The sequence below is a fragment of the Rhodanobacter sp. B04 genome (assembly GCF_002001125.1).
Classification (GTDB): Bacteria; Pseudomonadota; Gammaproteobacteria; order Xanthomonadales; family Rhodanobacteraceae; genus Rhodanobacter.
The window spans coordinates 60,223-77,632 of sequence record NZ_MUNV01000018.1 but is presented as its reverse complement, the minus strand read 5'-3'; the positions used below and the strand labels follow the sequence as shown (position 1 = coordinate 77,632).

Genomic DNA, 17,410 nt, shown 5'->3' with positions numbered 1-17,410 from the left:
GCGGGTTTTTTGTTGTCTTCCGCTAGGCCACATTGCTTCAAGGTACTGACTATACCTCTGGCCGCAAAGTGCCGGTGGAATGCCCCTGCTCCACTAGGTACTCCAGCCAGCGCGACAGAAACCCGTTCATGCGCAGGCGATGCTGGAACACCGTATGCGCCGGCGTGAACGGCCCCAGCACCTGCCACAGATGTCGCCCCGGGTGGCAATGCATGGCCTCGGCCACATGCGCGTCGGTATACATCCGCAGCTGTGCTGACGGTGCGCGCTGGCCGGTATGCTCGTCGACGAAGCCGTAGGTGAGTTCGAGCTCCAGCGTGTAGGGATGGCACTCCTGCACATGCAGATGCACGTCCAGTCCGTCATCCACGTCGGAGACATAACGACCGGGTGCGAGTTGCTGCGGACCGAACAGCCGCGTCAGCCGGTGATAATTCTCCGCATACAGCCCCATCAGGAACTCGAAGCGTCCCGGTAGCAGGCTGTGGCGATTGTCCAGTACGGCGCTCATGACAGGTGCGGCAACTCCAGTGGTCAATCAGAACATGGTTCGCTCGATCCCGAAGCGGTCGAAGATCTTGCTGGCGATCTCCTCGATCGACACATGCGTAGTGTTGAGGCTGGGAATGCCGGCCTGACGCATCAGCCGGTCGGCCTGCTCCAGCTCCCAGCGACACTGCTTCAAGGTGGCGTAGCGGCTGCCGGCGCGGCGCTGCTCGCGAATCTGCGCCAGCCTCTGCGGCTCGATGGTCAGGCCATACAAGCGGTCGCGATACGGACGCAGGCGCGCAGGCAGTTCGAGTTTCTCCAGGTCCTCGTCGGTCAGCGGGTAGTTGGCGGCGCTGACGCCGTAATGCAAGGCCATGTAGAGGCAGGTCGGCGTCTTGCCCGAACGCGACACGCCGACCAGGATCAGGTCGGCCTGCGAATAATCCACGTCGATGCCATCGTCATGGGAAAGCGCGTAGTTGGTCGCGTTGATGCGCGCCTCGTACTTGTCGAAGTCGACCAGGCCGTGCGAGCGGTTGACCGCACCCGAACGCTTGGTCGCCAGTTCATCCTCCAGCGGCCCTATGAACGGCGCAAACACATCCAGCATCAACGCGCCGCTGGTGGCAACGATGTCGCACAGTGCACGTTCGGCCATGGTGTTGACCACGATCGGGCGCTGCCCGCTTTGCGCGTAATTGGTCTTGATGCGCAGCGCGGCCGCCTCCGCCTTCTGCACGTCGTCGGTGAACGGCAGGCGATGCTTGTCGAACTGCACGCCCTCGAACTGCGCCAGGATGCTGTTGCCGATCGTCTCCGCGGTAATACCAGTAGAGTCGGAAATGAAGAAGACCGTTCGATGCATACAGGGACCTGGTTGCTGGAATGCGCTCATCCGCACCATAACCCAAGCACCAAACGCTGTCGCCGATTGACTGCCGGCTGACTGGTATGCCGTTGGAATCACATCCCGTGGCAATGGTCTTCTTGTGCTGTGCATCATCGGCAGCGGACAATACCAGTCCTTTGCAGCCCGCTTCCGGTCTGCCTGCCGCATCCATACCGTTATCCATCGAAAGCTCTTTGAGGAGACACCCTTGAACGATCTGGTGCTTTGGCTCGACCAACTGCGCATGACTGACCTGGGCAAGGTCGGCGGCAAGAACGCCTCACTCGGCGAAATGATCGGCAACCTGGCCAAGCTTGGTGTCTCCGTGCCGGGCGGCTTTGCCACCACCGCCGACGCGTTCCAGCAGTATCTGGAAAAGAGCGGGCTGGCCAAGCGCATCCAGGAGCGCCTTGCCTCGCTCGACGTCGACGACGTCGACACCCTGGTAGCGGCAGGCAAGGAGATCCGCGGCTGGATCGTCGACACCGCCCTGCCCGCCGAACTCGAGCAGGCGATCCGCACTGCTTACACCAAGCTGTGCAAGGACGCCGGCGCCGACGATATCGCCGTCGCCGTGCGCTCCTCCGCCACCGCCGAGGATCTGCCCGACGCCTCGTTCGCCGGCCAGCAGGAAACCTTCCTCAACGTGGTCGGCATCGACGACGTGCTGCACAAGGTGAAGGAAGTCTTCGCCTCGCTGTACAACGATCGCGCGATTGCCTACCGCGTGCACCAGGGCTTCAAGCACGAGGACGTGTTCCTGTCCGCCGGCGTGCAGTTGATGGTGCGCTCGGACGTGGGCGCCTCCGGCGTGCTGTTCACGCTGGACACCGAGTCCGGCTTCCGCGACGTGGTGTTTGTCACCGGCTCGTATGGCCTCGGCGAAATGGTCGTGCAGGGCGCGGTCAATCCGGACGAGTTCTACGTATTCAAGCCCACCTTGAACGCCGGCAAGCCCGCCGTGCTGCGCCGCAATCTCGGCGCCAAGCAGCTGCGCATGGTCTATTCGAGTGCCCCCGGCGAGCGCGTGAAGACCGAGGACACCCCGACCGGACTGCGCAACAAGTTCTGCATCAACGATGAGGACGTGCAGGAACTGGCGCGCCAATCGTTGATCATCGAGAAGCATTACGGCCGCCCGATGGACATCGAGTGGGCGAAGGACGGCAACACCGGCAAGCTGTATATCGTGCAGGCGCGCCCGGAGACGGTGAAGTCGCGCGCGCACACGACCCAGCTTGAGCGCTTCCACCTCAGCGAGAAGGGCAAGGTGCTGGCTGAAGGTCGTTCGATCGGCCAGAAGATCGGCGCCGGCAAGGCACGCGTGATCCGCTCGCTGGCCGACATGAACAAGGTGCAGCCGGGCGACGTGTTGATCGCCGACATGACCGATCCCGACTGGGAGCCGGTGATGAAGCGTGCCGCCGCAATCGTCACCAACCGCGGCGGACGCACCTGCCACGCAGCGATCATCGCGCGTGAACTGGGCGTGCCGGCGGTGGTCGGTACCGGTAATGCACTGGAACTGATCCCGGACGGTGCCGACGTCACCGTGTCCTGCGCCGAGGGCGACACCGGCACGATCTACGAAGGCATCCTTAAGTTCGAGCGCATCACCGCCGACCTCGGCGCGATGCCCGAAGCGCCGCTGAAGATCATGATGAACGTGGCCAATCCGGAGCGCGCGTTCGACTTCGGCATGCTGCCGAATGCCGGCATCGGCCTGGCCCGCCTGGAAATGATCATCGCCAGCCATATCGGCGTGCATCCGAAGGCGTTGCTGGAATATGCCAAGCAGGACGCCGAGACCAAGGCGAAGATCGATGAGCGCATCGCCGGCTATGCCGATCCGGTGAGCTTCTACGTCGATCGTCTGGCCGAAGGCATCGCCACCATCGCCGCCTCGGTGTACCCGAAGCCGGTGATCGTGCGCATGTCGGACTTCAAGTCGAACGAATACGCCGGACTGATCGGCGGCTCGCGTTATGAGCCGCACGAAGAAAACCCGATGATCGGTTTCCGTGGTGCTAGCCGCTACGTCGACCCGAGTTTCGCGGAGGCGTTCGGGCTGGAATGCAAGGCGGTCAAGCGCGTGCGCGAAGTGATGGGCCTCGACAACGTGTGGGTGATGATCCCGTTCGTGCGTACGCTGGGCGAAGGCCGCAAAGTCATCGAGGTACTGGCAAAGAACGGCCTCAAGCAGGGCGAGCACGAGCTCAAGATCATCATGATGTGCGAGGTGCCCTCGAACGCCCTGCTCGCCGACGAGTTCCTCGACATCTTCGACGGCTTCTCGATCGGCTCCAACGATCTCACCCAGCTCACCCTCGGCCTCGACCGCGACTCCAGCATCGTCGCCAGCCTGTTTGACGAACGCGACCCGGCGGTGAAGAAACTGCTGGCGATGGCGATCCAGACGGCGAAGGCCAGGGGCAAATACGTCGGCATCTGCGGCCAAGGCCCGAGCGACCACCCCGATCTGGCCGAGTGGCTGATGGATCAGGGTATCGAATCGGTGTCGCTCAACCCGGATACCGTCGTAGATACGTGGCTGCGGCTGGCAAAGAAGAAGGCTGGCTGATCCACCGGACCGCTTTCGCAAGGAAATTTGTCATCGCAGTGCAACAAAAAGGCCGGAATGCCCCGGCCTTTTTGTTGCATGCGCTTTATTGGAATCTCCACAAAGCCTGTCGCATTTCCTTGCGACGCAAGGAACCAGCAGCTCATTCACCCCGCCCTGCTTGCGCTGCACAGCGCCTGCCCAGTCGATCGTGCGCTGCAGCTTGCCCCATCGTGATGCCATCGGTAGCGTTCATACATCCGTTTCAATCCATGATTTGAAGCAGATGCCAGCATCATTCGCGACGCCCGCACAGGACCAGGACTTGAGCACAACCCAGCGCCACGGCCACAGCGATACCCGCAAACGACTGCTCGAGGCCACCGAGTGGCTGTTTATCGAGGGCGGCTACGAGGCCATGTCGCTGCGCCAGATCACGGCACGTGCCGGCGCCAATCTTGCCGCCGTGAACTATCACTTCGGCAGCAAGGAAGCGCTGGTGCAGGAGCTGCTGTCGCAACGCCTGGATCGCCTCAATCGCGAGCGCCTGCAACTGCTCAGTGCCTGCGAACAGCAGAACCCCGAAGGACTGGATGTAACGACGGTGCTTGGCATGCTGTTCGTTCCGGCCTTCCGGCTCAGTCACGGCAGCGCGTCGGGACCTGCCTTCATGCGCCTGCTCGGCAGGGTCTACAGCGATCCTTCGCCGTTCATCCGCGGCTACCTGCAAGAGCATTACCGTTCGATCTCCGGGCGTTTCTTCGAGGCGTTCTCGCGCGCCCTGCCGGCGTTGCCGCGCCATGAACTCGGCCTGCGCCTGCATTTCGCGCTTAAGGCACTCTCCGGCATGCTTGCCGGCGAGGACATGCAGGAACTGATTGCGAGCATCAGCAAGGGCGAAACCATCAACGACGCCGAACTGCTGGCGCGACTGATCTCGCTGATATCCCCCATACTCACCGCCCCTTTCGGCAGCCCGGAGCAGATTCGACTGATTGACCAGGTGCAGCAGCTGGATCGCCGCACTGCGGTCATCAACGATGAACCTGTCGTCGTTCCTCATGATGAAGCCCATGGACCGCTAGGCGGCCAACAATGGATCAAGGAAGGGAGGCTGGCCCCCTGAAGAAGAAAACAAACACCAGCCAACACCACTGTCGGCTTAGCCGACGACTGCCCCAGCTGCATCAGTCCGCAACCGAGAAAACAACATTCTGTGGGCACCCACCCCAGACTGCCATCACAGGAGAACTATCGTGAACCGTCATACTTTGCAGCGTTTTGCACGTCTCGGCACCCAGGCCAGCCTAGCCCTGGCCGTAGCGGTCGCCTTGATGCATCCCCTTCGCGCCGAAGCAGGCGCATTCCAGCTCCCGACCGACAATGCCGCAGGTTGGGCGCGCGCCAATGCTGGCGGCTCGCTGTTTGCCAACGATCCCACGGCCGTATTCAACAACCCGGCCGCAATGGCTTTCTTCACGGGTCCGGTGCTCCAGGTCACAGGTACCGGCATCCGTCCGAGTTCTCAGTTCAGCGGCTCGTTCCGCGACGAGCAGGGCAACCCGACCACCGGCAACAACCCGAACGGCTTCGGCAAGTTCGTGCCGTTCCCGAACATGGCCTTTGCCGCGCCGGTCAACGACCGCCTGACCCTTGGCGGCAGTCTCACCGTACCGTTCGGGCTGGCCAGCGAGTACAACCCGACTTGGCAGGGACGCTATTTCGGCTCCAAGACCAGCCTGGAATCGGTCGCCCTGAGCTTCTCGGCCGGATTCAAGGTCAACGATCAGTTCTCCCTTGGTGCAGGCATTCTGGGGCAGCGCACCAAGGCACAGCTCAACACCATGCTCGACCCGTACGGCTCGGCGGCTGCGCTGTTCGGCGCACCGATTCTCGGCGCGCCACAGAGCGGTGATGTGCAACTGAACGTGACGGTCAAAAAGAGTTTTGCATTCGGCTACTTCCTGGGCGCCGAGTTCAAACCGACCCAACAAGACTCCATTGGCCTGAGCTATCACTCGCGGGTCAACCAGACACTGGGCGGCCACTACGCACTGTATGGCAGCGATGCCGGCAAACAGCTGATCGCGTTGGCTCCAACGGTATTCCCGAACGCCAACCTGCCTGTGCTGAATCCGAATGGGGCTGCTGCCAGTGCCAATCTCAATACGCCGGCGTTCGCCAGCATCGACTGGCTGCACGTGTTCAGCGACCGCCTGAGCATGGCCGCCACCATGAAATGGACGCAGTGGTCCAGCTTCCAGAGCCTGGTGCTCACTTCGAACGGCCAGACGCTCGTCAACCTGCCGCAGAAGTACAGCAACAGCCTGATGTACGCGGTCGGCGGCGATTACAAACTGAACGACCAGTGGACGCTGCGCGCCGGCGTCGGCTATGACGAAACCCCGACCAACATCATCAGCCGCGACCCGCGCATTCCGGACGGCTCACGCCGTTTGCTCGGCTTTGGCGTCGGCTACCAGGCTACTGATCACATGACCGTCGATCTGGGCTATCAGCATCAGTTCGTCGGCGATACGTCAGTGAGCCAGACCAACCAGGTAGGTCTGGGCGCCGGCACCATGAATGGCAAGTTCAACGATCACGGCGACGTGGTCAGCCTGACGGGTACCTATCGCTTCTGAGCGATGGCATGCCTGAAAAGACAAGGGCCGCGTACGCGGCCCTTGTCTTTTCTACCGCTGCTGCAGCGTCAGCTGGCGCGTACGATGATCACGGTAATGTTGTCGTCGCCACCGCCATCAAGCGCGCTGAGCAGCAACTGATCGACACATTCCTGTGAAGCCAGGTCGGTGCGCGCGACGGTTCCCGCGATCGAGGTATCGCTCACGCTTTCGGTGAGGCCGTCGCTGCACAGCAGGAAAGCCATGCCGGGCTCGAGCTGGCCGCGTGCCATGCCAACATGCAGCTGCTCGGCTGCCGTCACGCCCAGCGCCTGGGTAAGCACGCTGCGTTGTGGATGCTGCGATGCCTGTGACGGATCGAGCCTGCCCGCCTCGACCAACGCCTGCACCAGTGAATGGTCATGGCTGATCTGCCGCAGTTCGCGCTTCCACAAGTAAATGCGGCTGTCGCCGACCCAGGCTACTTCATAACCATCAACAGTCAGACGCAAGGCTGCGATCGTGGTACCCATCGGCAACAGGTCGAAACTGGGACGCGCATGTGCTTCGAGCCGCTTGGCCGCCCCATGCACGGCCTCGATCAGACTGTGCCCGCGACTGACCAGATCGACCATGGCATCGCGCACCAGCGCGGACGCCACTTCGCCATGCTGATGCCCTCCCATGCCGTCGGCCACCAGAAACAGGCCGAGCGAAGCATCGGCGTAATACGTATCTTCATTGCGCGTGCGGCGCAGGCCGACATGCGTTCCGTGTCCGAATTCGATCATGGGTTTTCTGATAAGACGAGCTGTCGCAGCATGCCGGAACTACTGCTGGTTGTCACGGCAAGTCGCCTCGCGTATCATTCCCGGCTCGCATGAACCACCATGCAACCCACTGGAGAGGTGGCAGAGTGGTCGAATGTACCTGACTCGAAATCAGGCGTACGTGTAAGCGTACCGTGGGTTCGAATCCCACCCTCTCCGCCAATGAAATCAAAGGGCTACGCCGAAAAGCGTGGCCCTTTTTTCTTGCGTCGGAACAAACCAATTTTTTGCTGTGTACGACTGGTGTACGGTTTTGCGATAGGCCACGTTGAGCCTAGCAGCGATCAAACTTGTGCCTCTCCACGTGTTGACCACCCGGCACAAACCATTGGATGGCACAACCCTTGCCTCCTGTTGTCGTAGACTCAACTTAGTCAAGGACCTGACAGGGGGATCACATGACCGACAAGCATCCGTACACATCCGGCGCAAATGGCGTAATTTCTGTTATCGCTCAGCTTCGCAAATCCTTCCCGCCCAAAGTAAATGCGGAAATCCTAAAGAAGCTTGGCATTGCTCCGAACAACGAAACCTACATCATCAATATCCTTCGATTCCTAGACGTTATTGACGTAGAGGGAAATAAGAACGCGAAGGCCGCTTCCGTCTTGGTGCAGCACGTCGAGTCCGAGTTCCAGACGGGCTTTGCGGAAATTGTGCAGGCTGCATATAAAGACCTTTTTGAGCTGCATGGGGCGGATGCCTGGACTGCCTCACCAGATAAATTGATCTCGTTCTTCCGCAACACAGATCACACCAGCGACATCGTTGGTCGCCGTCAGGCGTCAACGTTCCAGACGCTAGCAACCATTGCGGGAAAACTTGATGGGCAACTACCAAAGCCCGCTACCGCAAAAACAAAGAAAGCGGACGCCGTCGCTACGAAAAAACAGACAGCGAAGTCCACAACGACCAAGCCCAACATTCCGACCGGGACGTCGCCTCCTGCGAGCAGAGAGACCGGCACGGGGACCGGCGGAAGTGGTTCTGGCGACATGGCGCTCACAGTGCGCATAGAAATAAATCTGCCAGCGGGTGGCGATAGGGAAACCTACGACAACATCTTTAAGAGCATTCGAGAGAATTTGTTGAATGGCAAAGTCTCTTGATCGCTTCGAGACAATAGTTCGGCTAGCCATAGAGTTTTCGGATAATCCCGAGCGCGGCGAGCCGGATGAGGTGAAAGAGGCTGTGTCAGAGCAGCAGCTTCATCCTTTTGACAAGCGAAATATCCACCCTGGATTGCCCAAGAAGGTGCGCACCTTCTTTGACAACGGGCACTACGCCGAGTCGACTTTTGAAGCTTTCAAGTTCCTGGACAAAGTTGTTCAGAAATTTGCCAACAGCAACAAAACCGGCGAAAGACTAATGATGGAAGTTTTTAATGAGACGTCTCCGACGTTAAAGCTAACGCCGCTCAGCAACCAAAGCGAGCAGGACGAGCAACGTGGCTTCAGGTTCCTGTTTTCGGGTGGAGTTATCGCGATCAGGAATCCGCGCGGCCATGAAGTTGATCAAATTGACGACGTGGACACGTGCCTAGACCACCTCGCGTTCGTCTCATTGTTGATTCGTCGTCTGGAGCAGGCAGGTTATAAGTAGAAACAGCCGCGTACCGCATTCAAGAATAACCACACAGGTGACATATGACGTGGCTAAAAGACCTATGGAGAGCGATCAAAAGGTCGCCTCGCAAAGCGGCTCTCAGTGTATTTACAACTTATAGCTTGATTTTCACCGCGACGAAAACGATCACGTTTCTGCTCCCAACAGTAAAAGTTGAGGGTGCTCTGCCCATGACGATCATCGCCATTCTGGGAGTAATGGGTGGTTTGGAAAGAATCTCGAAGCCCTCGCGGGTTGCACTGCCTATTCCAAACTCAAACACGTGCTTGGAAATCCTATTCGGGGACCTCTTCGAACAAGATGGCCTACGGCTTATTTCCGTCAATGACCACTTTGACAGCGAGATTGGGAGGCCAGTTTCTGACAAAAGCCTCCACGGTGTTTTCTTGAAGCGCTGCTTCGGAGGACATCCCGAATCATTCGATCTACTTGTCACCAAGGAGCTCGCAGGTGTCGATTCCACTACGACGGCAAAGGTGGCGGGCAAGACTCTCGCTTACGCGATAGGCACAACGGCCCTTGTGAGCGTAAATCAAGATGCCTATCTGCTGTTCGCGCTTACGCATTCAGACCCGCATACATGCAAAGCATCTTCCGATGTAACGCTCTTATGGTCTGCTCTTGGAGCCGCCTGGGACCGTGCGCGTATCGAGGCGGGAGGACATCCGGTTAATTTACCGCTGGTTGGCAGCGGCCTCTCCGGGATCGGACTACCTACACGCGATCTGCTCAATCTCCTTATCTTGTCCGCGATCACCAAGACCAAGGAGAAAGAAATTACAGGCAAAATTCGTATCGTTCTTCATCGGGACAGGTTTGACGACGTGGACCTGCGAGACGTCAAGAAGTACTGGAGCGAAAAATAATGGCCTACCGGAATGGGACATACATCGCGTTTCATGCAGACGGGACAAACATTCCTGGAGGAAACTCCGACATTGACTACTACAACCTCATGAAGGCGTGGCCCGAAAAAGGTGACGATGACTTCACCATGATTAATAGTCACGAGAAGGCCTCCGCAGTTCGTGACACGAGCAAGCGTGAGACCCTTCGCGCCTCACTGATGGAAAGGCTTAGAAACTCCAAGAATATGGTTTTGATCTTGGGCGAGACCACGCGCCTTGATACTGATTGGGTTCCACTTGAGATTACGAAGGCAGTAGACGTCTATAAGTTGCCGATCATTGTCGCTTATACGAAATGGTCTGGACCTATCCGAAATCCTAGTGCGCTAAGTGGCTATTGGCCAAGCGCCCTGTCTGAGAGAATAAATAATGGGTCCGCAAGTGCCATTCATATTCCTTTCAAAAAGAATGCATTGCTAGATGCAATCAACCAATTTAATCATAATAAGTTGCCAACCGGTGGCGGCTTAGGAATCTATAGCAACGAAGCCTATCAATCGTTCGGAATTCAAGGATAGCGCCACGTGTACCGGCATTCATTCGGTGCGCGTGGCGGGTTCGCACGCTAGTGTCGCCCACGTTAGATGCAGTAGATTTTTCTAACTCGCGGTCACGCAAAAAAAACTTCACGCGCGTTGCTTAGGGTAAGACGTCCCTGTCTTTTTCACTCCCCCCCACCGGGTTGGCTCAGAAAGGTGCGAGCTTGGCGTGGAACATCATGTGAGCGAATGAGTCCTCGCCGACATCAACAATGCTGATGTCGGTCAGCGCAACAACTTGAAGCACTTCATCCCCATCGACCGTCAACACTTCGGCAGCAACAGGCACGAGCGTAGCTGCGTAACCATCGCGCGCCTGCTCCATCTCATCCTCGATATGACGCCAGGCGTCCGGATACTGTTCTTGCGCTTCGAATGGGCTTAGCACGTTCATGACTTGCCTCCTTGGGATTCCAGTTGTTCCACACGGCGGCGCAGTGTTGACACCTCGCTGCGCATGGCGTTGAACTCCAACGACACACGCTTCACCAGATCAACGAACTGGTCTTGTGTTGCCGGTGCTTCGGGACGTTGACGCTCGGCATGTCGGCGTGTGGCAGCTAGCTCATCCATGGCCGTCACTCTGGCCATTGACCTTCTCCTCAAGCTGCACGACCCGCTTCTTCAGCGCCTTGTTTGAGTTAACCAGCAGTTCCATGAAACGCAGGAACTGACCCATGGTGAGCGGCTGTGCACGCAGGTTTTCCGGCACCTGTGCCAACACATGCTCGAACGATCTAGGCGGGAGGTTCTTCGTCATAGACATCGCGGTCACCACAGCACGTCTTCGATCACGACCACACCGGATGCTCGTGTGACGTTGACGCCCAGCCACCTTGTAATGAGGAGCGCCACGGAATCTGTCTGGAACATTGAAACCAGGTTCTGGGCACCACCGGAAGGATTAGTGGCGAGTTGCAGCGTCGCCTGGTCGCTGGCATCTAGCATCGGCGCTTCGGCATCGCCGGCAATCGCCGTGGCGTCCAACAGCAACGCTTTCCTACCGTTTGAGTCCGCGGCGGGAACTTGGTCGCTGACCAGTACGGGGATGCCAGCCAACTCGCCACCGTTCGGCCCCATCAAGGGAAACGCCTGCTCACCCGTTGAGCTGGCCTTCGTCGCCAGTCGGTTGGCGGTGTGCACGTCGATCACCAGGTAGGGCTTGCCGGTAGCCTTGACGTTGACGGTTTCAAGCGCAGCGCCAAGGTCAGCCAGCGGGGAAGCCGAACCCGTCACCGATGAAGCCCCCGCGACCACGCGGCCGAGAAAAGCCGCATCACTCGCAGCCGCAACGCCATTTCGCAGTTCCGTCGCCAACAGCACATTGCCGGCGGCTGTCGCGCCGTTGATCAGCTCTTGCGACACGGCAATAAGCGCCTGCGTCTTCATGGGGTCAAGGTCTTGGCCATTGAGTGCAAGGCTGCTCACTGGCGTCGGCGCACCTTCACCAACAACCTGGCCCGTCGCCGCCACAGTGGAAATGGCGAGACGAGTCCGCAAAGGCACGCGGCGCAGTACTCCATCAGCCAGCAAGCGATCCAGCACGGATGCTGCGGGGAGAGATTCAATAAAGCCTGCTGCGACCAAGGTATGGCCGATGAGGCTGCCCGCATAACCGGCATCCGCCACGGTTCCGGCAGATACGGCCGAGCGCAACACGGACGCCACGCGAAGCCCGTTCGGGTGTTCGTCGGCGAACTGCGCCGCCAGCGACAGCTTGCCTCCGGCTCTGGCAAGACACTTCGCCATCAGTACATATTCGGCCACGTTGGCACTTTGGATCATCGACATGGGGAAACCTCCTTGGGCATGGCCACCGCACAACGCGACGGCACAACCCAAGGGTGTTGTCCTGGCAGGCATGGGCCTAGGTGCAAAGATGACGTTTGCTGACGCTGCCGCTAATCCTCGTCAGAGTTTTCAAGCACAGCCGCAAGATCAGGCAACGCGTACATCCACCCGCCCAAGACATGCCTGCACGGGATAGGGCGCCCGCCTAAGCGGAGGTTGCGCAGATGTCCTTTTGACTTGCCCAGCAAATCAGCGGCGACAGCCTCGGACACAAGGTCGCCGGCGACGATGCGCCACCCCCTATCAATGCAAAGGCGGCGCAGGGTTTCGATACGCGCTTCGATGCGCGCCTCGATGGCCTCCATGTGAGACATCACCACCAACGTTCCGCAGCAAGAACAAACCTTGGTTAGCGTGTTCATGGCAGAGGCTTCCAGTGCGGGCACCACCGCAGTTGCTGCGGAAGGCGCGGCATCGCCCGTACCGTGCACCACCCTTTCCCGTCGCGCACAGGTTCAGCGCGGTAGTGCTGGCAGGAGGCACAATCAACCTGTGGTCGTGTCGTCCTCTTGATTGGCTGTACACAACACCAAGGACAACGCGAAACGCGCCAGTCATTACCTGGCCAGGTTGCCGGCAACCAGATTGGCGAACGACATCCATCACAGTAAGCCGGCACCACCTCATCCAAAGGCTTGAACCCGTGAAGGGTCAGGAACGCCCGGTAGCGAGGCGCCAGTTGTATCACCTTGCGGGTGCGGCCTCTCATGGCAACATCTCCGCAAGACTCGCGGCGCCTGGCTGGCGGGCTTCGGCGACACGGGCAGCGCCCAAGGGCTTGGCGGGCACCGTGGAGCCTGCGGGACGGGATGGCGGACGGCGGCACTTAACCATGGTGGCCACCCTGCGGCGGGGCTGCATTCTCGCCAACATCTGCAATCTCGCCATTCTCGCCTGCCTCGCCAAGGTTTTGGGGTGGGGCGATAGTGGCGGGCATGCCGGCAACACCATTGGCGCCACCAACAGCACCAGGGTTTTGGGCTGGCGAGACGGGCGAGACGGGCGAGAATGGATCGGAGTTGGCGAGTTTGCGTTGTAGCTCCTGTATCAAACCGGCACCAGGCAAGGACCATGTCATCGGGGCGCCGAAGCCATCACGTTGACGCATCACACCTGTGTTGTGCGCAGCACGCTCCACGGTGCGCCAGCCGTAATTCAGTTCACAGGCAAGCTTCTTGACGTCCTTGACCAGCATAGGCTGATCCTTCAATACATCACGCAGCCACGCCGCAGCATCGTGCGTGTCTCCTTGCTGATCGTCGGACCTACTACCTTGCTTGTTCTCTTCCTGCTCAGGCTCGGCCAGTAGTTCGCGAGCGGTCCCCACTAGCGGTTCTCCCCACTCGATATGGCTAGCAGAAATGCCGCCCGCGATCTCGCATTGTTGGAAGGTGTAGGCAAACCCGCCGCCGTCCGGGCCGATATTGGATTTTGCACGCGCGAATACCATCCGGCTCGCTTCGCCAGCTTCGGCCTTCATCCGAACTGTGCCGTAAACGATGCGAGGTAAAGCCCCAAAGGCAATGCTGCCAGTGACACGTTCAAGCGGATCACCACCTTGCGTGCCTTTGCTGTAGTGCGTAATTCCTAGCAGGGCGGCGTTCACGCTATCGGCCAATTCAACCAAAGGCTGCAAACCACGGCGGACCTCAGCATTTTTGTGACTATCACCGGATACTGCCGACACAAGCGGATCAATGATGATCAGCGCGACGTTCTCAAGCTTGGCCATTTGCGCCGCTAACATAGGCACGTCACGGGCCGGATCAAATGACCGATGAATATGGCCGTCTCTATGAACTCCGTCGATAAAATGCACTCTGAGAAGGTCTGCCCCTGCGGCTAACAAGCGCGGCACCAGCGTGTCCGCAGGGTCGTCTTCACCACTCCATATCACGATACTCCCGGGCGTTGGGCAGTGGCCAGATGGAAGTTGTTGCCCTGAAGTAATGCACGCCGCCACGGCCATGGCGATGGTGGTCTTGCCCGTACCAGGACCTCCCGCCAAGAGGTGCAGCTTGCCGCACGCCAAGTAGCCTGGCCATACCCACTGAATTGGTTTGGGCGTGATGCTGGATGCGTTAGTCAACTTGACGTAGTCGCTGACCGACGTTTGTCCAGGCGGCGAGGCAGCAGCCTCTACCTTGGCCCGGTCGCGTTCGGCGCGCTCTTCCAAGGTGCTAACGCTTGCCGGCAGTGATTCATGGCGCGTCATGCGAGCACACTCCGCGCCTGCGTGATGCGATGCGCCGCCAGAACAAGGCGCGCATCATCTATGTTACTAAGCTGTTTGCCTTCGTGCATATCGCCGGCGGCAATCAGCACCACCGTCGCTTCACGATCAAGCACGCGAAGTGCGGCCTCCCAATCGTTACGACGAGCCATCTCAATGGCGGCCTTACGCGCTGCTGGGTTCCAGTCGTCGCGAATACGCTGTGGGAAAAGGTCGGCCAGTTGCAGGCCGAGTGACGACAAGATGCCTGGCACGTCACTGCATGCGAAGCAGTGCAGCAGCACGCGACCGTCGCCGGCTTCGGTAATCGACAATGAACCACGGGTCTTGCTGTGCCCATTGGGACAATCGGCGCGCCAGCCGCTGCCTGACGGCCTGACGTTTGCTAGATGAGGCAGCAGCACTTCTAGCGGTCGCGTCATGCGCGGCGGCGGTGGAGGCGGAGGGATTTTCATACCTCGGCCTCGCCGCCCTGCGAATTCAGCGATTCGAGCCACCGTGCAAGATCCGATCGCCTGTAGTACAGGCGGCCACCTATCTTGACTGGCTGCGGGCCATAGCCTGCGCGACGCCAGCGCTTCAATGTGAATGGGTGCTTGTGCAGCTCGCGAGCGGCTTCGGACGGCGGAGCGTAATCGTCCATGAGCCCGCGTTTGGCACCGCGCTCTCCAGTCTGCTTGTCCATGTCGTCGCCATCGGGCGTGCAGTTCGTAGTGCTGCCAACCAGCTTTGCGCTGGTGGTGGTTCTGCTGGGCTTTACCCAGTCTTGTGCCTTACTGCGCATGTTGCGTACCTCGTTTGCTTAGGTACGCAACATGCTGAGGTCGCCCAGCGGGGGAAATAAACGGGTGCTTTTACCCCCTCTACTTTTTGCCTCTGTCCTCGTAAATCTCCTTCACGCGATCCGCTTTAATCTCAAATAGTTCGGCGACTTGGCCATAGATCGTTTTTTTGATGGTTGGCATCTGCGGTACAGCGTGACCTTCCGCTTCCCACTCGGTGCGTCGGGCTTCCACCAGTTTGACCAGATCAATGCGCGACTGGACTTCAAGTGTGATGCGCTGATCTCGGTAACGTAAGCCGTGACGATTCGGTGGCTTTTGTGTGTGGGTGACCTGAGCGGCTTCTTCACCTGCCTCTAATTGACGGAATACCTCCACCGCGTCTGTGGGAATTTTTCCTGCTTGAAGAAGGCGAGCCAGCGTGCCGGCCCACGCTCTTTGTGCGTCTGGGTCGCCCTGTTTAGCCATCTTGCAAAGGCCCGGCAACGACCATTCCCAAAGTTCTACCAACGTCACCGTGCACGTGGTATCCATCATGCAATCCTCCTGCGCATCGGCACCACCGTGGCCACAGTGTCAGCGAGCAAGCCTTCAAGTCGGCGCGCCCACTTTTCTAGCGCTTCGCGCTTTTCGTCCATGTAGTCATACATGTTGTAGTGCATGCCACCCACGCTGCTGTCTACGTGATTCAGCACACGGTCGCGGTACTCCTTTGGCACCCGTGATGCCGCCATGCCGGTTTCCACCGTGCGGCGCAGGTCGTGCGGGGTAAAGGGCGCAATGTCCACGCCATACGCAATCAGGCGCTGACAGACTTCCTTGAGTGGGCGGCTCAGGTTCCTGTCGGTGATGTGGTCGCGGCGCGTGGCAGGAAACACGTATTCGCTGTCCGACGTTTCACGGCGCCTGCGCAGCAGTTCCACAGCAGCCGGCACCAGCGGGACAAGGTGCGTTCGCTTGTTTTTGCTGCGCGCAGCAGGTAGCACCCATATGGCCGCATCAAGGTCAAGTTCACTCCACGGCATGTCGGTAACCTCACTGGCGCGTGCCGCTGTGAGTAGGAGCAACCGCAACGCGTCCGCTTCCGCCTCTATAAAGCGGCGCTCGCGCAGGGCACTGTTGGCGGGCTCGCGCGCCCACAGGCTACCCGGTTCGGTGACGCGCCAAAGAACCCGCAGGTCGTGCGCTGTGGTCAACGCTCGCGTACGTGGCGCGGGTTTGCCACACGGCAACTGCATACGCAGGCAGGGGTGCATGTCGATGATCCCCTGATCCATCGCGAAGGAGAACAACTTGCGCACCAGCGCCAGTCGTGCGCCGGCTTCAGCAGGGCGCATGCCCGCACCTGTGGCCACAGGTGCCAGCAACGCGCTGACATCCGCTCGCGTTATGGATTTCACTTTGCGCTTGCCCCAGGCTGGCACAACGATGGCGTCCAGCCGGCGCTCGTCCTCCGGCCACGTGCGCTTGCGCGGCTTGGCCCACTCGGCGATGTAGCGGCTGGCCAGCGTCTCGATGGTGATTTCACGGGCAGCTTGCTGCCGGGCCGCTTCGCGCTCGGCGCGGGCGTCCTGTTTCTGCTGCATCGGATCGGCGCCTGACTGCACCAGCAGCCGCAGGCGGGCGGCCTCCTGTCGCGCCCAGTCCAACGTGCCGCCAGCCTTACGGGTGGCCAGTGTGCCCAGGCGGTTAGACGCAGGGGGCGACCATGGCCCCATGGACAGACGACGCTCCCGCCCGTCATGGGAGTAGCAAAACAGGAAAGAGCGCGAACCTGTCCGGGTGATGCGCACGGCCAGGCCGCGCGCCACCTCGTCGTGGTACAGCACATGGTGCGCCGTAGGCAGTGGCAGGGTCTTGATGAAGGGTTCGGTAAACTTGATCTTGGCCATATGGACGTCCGTCTGTGTACGGTCTGTGTACGATTTTTTGTGCCCCGCCAATGCTACGCGGATGCACCACGACCGTACCGTCCATGTGCGCAATTATACAACGTGATCAACGAGTTACGAGTGAATTGAAGCGTCGAAAGCCTTGCCATTCAAGGGGTTGCGGTCATCCCGATGGCGCACTCGAAAT

Annotated in this window: 20 protein-coding genes and 1 tRNA gene; 8 read left to right on the top strand and 13 right to left on the bottom strand. The window is 59.6% G+C overall.

The genetic code is table 11. The features are described from left to right. Positions 1–49: 49 nt before the first annotated feature. Both B0E46_RS13365 and B0E46_RS13360 read right to left on the bottom strand, forming a co-directional pair. Positions 50–511, bottom strand: a complete 462-nt coding sequence (locus B0E46_RS13365; RefSeq protein WP_077556276.1) for a DUF1249 domain-containing protein — start codon at positions 509–511, stop codon at positions 50–52. A gap of 27 nt (positions 512–538) precedes the next feature. Continuing rightward, entirely contained in the window at positions 539–1,354 is an 816-nt protein-coding gene (locus B0E46_RS13360) for a pyruvate, water dikinase regulatory protein (protein WP_077556275.1), read from the bottom strand. Between the two features lie 232 nt (positions 1,355–1,586). Here B0E46_RS13360 and ppsA point away from each other — a divergent pair, with 232 nt between their 5' ends. From ppsA to B0E46_RS13345, 3 genes are all read left to right on the top strand, one after another. After that, a complete protein-coding gene (gene ppsA / locus B0E46_RS13355) occupies positions 1,587–3,959 on the top strand; it encodes a phosphoenolpyruvate synthase (protein ID WP_077556274.1) in 2,373 nt (790 codons plus the stop codon). A 304-nt stretch (positions 3,960–4,263) separates the two neighbouring features. Beyond that, the gene (locus tag B0E46_RS13350) at positions 4,264–5,064 is read left to right on the top strand and encodes a TetR/AcrR family transcriptional regulator (protein ID WP_077556311.1); all 801 of its coding nucleotides are present in this window, start codon (positions 4,264–4,266) and stop codon (positions 5,062–5,064) included. Positions 5,065–5,194: 130 nt separating this feature from the next. Beyond that, the gene (locus tag B0E46_RS13345) at positions 5,195–6,583 is read left to right on the top strand and encodes an outer membrane protein transport protein (protein ID WP_077556273.1); all 1,389 of its coding nucleotides are present in this window, start codon (positions 5,195–5,197) and stop codon (positions 6,581–6,583) included. Between the two features lie 68 nt (positions 6,584–6,651). On the opposite strand, the gene B0E46_RS13340 is transcribed toward B0E46_RS13345, so the two are convergent. Continuing rightward, a complete protein-coding gene (locus B0E46_RS13340) occupies positions 6,652–7,353 on the bottom strand; it encodes a protein phosphatase 2C domain-containing protein (RefSeq protein ID WP_077556272.1) in 702 nt (233 codons plus the stop codon). Between the two features lie 111 nt (positions 7,354–7,464). Here B0E46_RS13340 and B0E46_RS13335 point away from each other — a divergent pair. The 5 genes from B0E46_RS13335 (at position 7,465) to B0E46_RS13315 (ending at position 10,444) form a co-directional block, all read left to right on the top strand. Next, positions 7,465–7,554, top strand: a tRNA-Ser gene (locus tag B0E46_RS13335). 236 nt (positions 7,555–7,790) lie between these two features. Continuing rightward, positions 7,791–8,501, top strand: a complete 711-nt coding sequence (locus B0E46_RS13330) for a DUF5343 domain-containing protein (protein WP_077556271.1) — start codon at positions 7,791–7,793, stop codon at positions 8,499–8,501. After that, positions 8,485–8,994 (top strand): TIGR02391 family protein, encoded by a 510-nt coding sequence (locus B0E46_RS13325; protein WP_077556270.1) that lies wholly within the window; start codon positions 8,485–8,487, stop codon positions 8,992–8,994. The genes B0E46_RS13330 and B0E46_RS13325 overlap by 17 nt, the downstream gene beginning before the upstream one ends. A 194-nt stretch (positions 8,995–9,188) precedes the next feature. Further along, on the top strand, positions 9,189–9,884 hold the full coding sequence (locus B0E46_RS13320; protein ID WP_217316350.1) for a macro domain-containing protein: 696 nt from the start codon (positions 9,189–9,191) through the stop codon (positions 9,882–9,884). Then, positions 9,884–10,444 carry a TIR domain-containing protein gene (locus B0E46_RS13315; RefSeq protein ID WP_077556269.1) on the top strand — a complete coding sequence of 187 codons (561 nt, stop codon included), beginning with the start codon at positions 9,884–9,886 and terminating at the stop codon, positions 10,442–10,444. Before B0E46_RS13320 ends, B0E46_RS13315 begins: the two co-directional genes overlap by 1 nt. Before the next feature lie 169 nt (positions 10,445–10,613). Here the strand turns inward: B0E46_RS13315 and B0E46_RS13310 are convergent, their stop codons facing one another. The 10 genes from B0E46_RS13310 to B0E46_RS13270 all read right to left on the bottom strand — a co-directional run bounded on the left by B0E46_RS13310 (position 10,614) and on the right by B0E46_RS13270 (position 17,223). Beyond that, on the bottom strand, positions 10,614–10,859 hold the full coding sequence (locus tag B0E46_RS13310) for a hypothetical protein (protein WP_077556268.1): 246 nt from the start codon (positions 10,857–10,859) through the stop codon (positions 10,614–10,616). After that, positions 10,856–11,038, bottom strand: a complete 183-nt coding sequence (locus tag B0E46_RS17415) for a hypothetical protein (protein WP_139350548.1) — start codon at positions 11,036–11,038, stop codon at positions 10,856–10,858. Before B0E46_RS17415 ends, B0E46_RS13310 begins: the two co-directional genes overlap by 4 nt. After that, positions 11,031–11,225: a hypothetical protein gene (locus tag B0E46_RS13305; protein WP_139350547.1), complete on the bottom strand. Its 195-nt coding sequence runs from the start codon at positions 11,223–11,225 to the stop codon at positions 11,031–11,033. Before B0E46_RS13305 ends, B0E46_RS17415 begins: the two co-directional genes overlap by 8 nt. Positions 11,226–11,236: 11 nt before the next feature. Next, positions 11,237–12,256, bottom strand: a complete 1,020-nt coding sequence (locus B0E46_RS13300; protein ID WP_168171213.1) for a phage major capsid protein — start codon at positions 12,254–12,256, stop codon at positions 11,237–11,239. Positions 12,257–12,366: 110 nt separating this feature from the next. Next, a complete protein-coding gene (locus B0E46_RS13295; protein WP_139350546.1) occupies positions 12,367–12,678 on the bottom strand; it encodes a hypothetical protein in 312 nt (103 codons plus the stop codon). A gap of 464 nt (positions 12,679–13,142) precedes the next feature. Next, entirely contained in the window at positions 13,143–14,531 is a 1,389-nt protein-coding gene (locus tag B0E46_RS13290; protein ID WP_077556264.1) for an AAA family ATPase, read from the bottom strand. Next, positions 14,528–14,971: a DNA primase gene (locus B0E46_RS17410; protein ID WP_139350545.1), complete on the bottom strand. Its 444-nt coding sequence runs from the start codon at positions 14,969–14,971 to the stop codon at positions 14,528–14,530. Before B0E46_RS17410 ends, B0E46_RS13290 begins: the two co-directional genes overlap by 4 nt. Positions 14,972–15,000: 29 nt before the next feature. Next, the gene (locus B0E46_RS17900; protein WP_077556262.1) at positions 15,001–15,333 is read right to left on the bottom strand and encodes a helix-turn-helix domain-containing protein; all 333 of its coding nucleotides are present in this window, start codon (positions 15,331–15,333) and stop codon (positions 15,001–15,003) included. 79 nt (positions 15,334–15,412) lie between these two features. Then, on the bottom strand, positions 15,413–15,868 hold the full coding sequence (locus tag B0E46_RS13275; protein ID WP_077556261.1) for a hypothetical protein: 456 nt from the start codon (positions 15,866–15,868) through the stop codon (positions 15,413–15,415). Further along, positions 15,865–17,223, bottom strand: a complete 1,359-nt coding sequence (locus tag B0E46_RS13270) for a site-specific integrase (RefSeq protein WP_139350544.1) — start codon at positions 17,221–17,223, stop codon at positions 15,865–15,867. Before B0E46_RS13270 ends, B0E46_RS13275 begins: the two co-directional genes overlap by 4 nt. Positions 17,224–17,410: the final 187 nt, after the last annotated feature.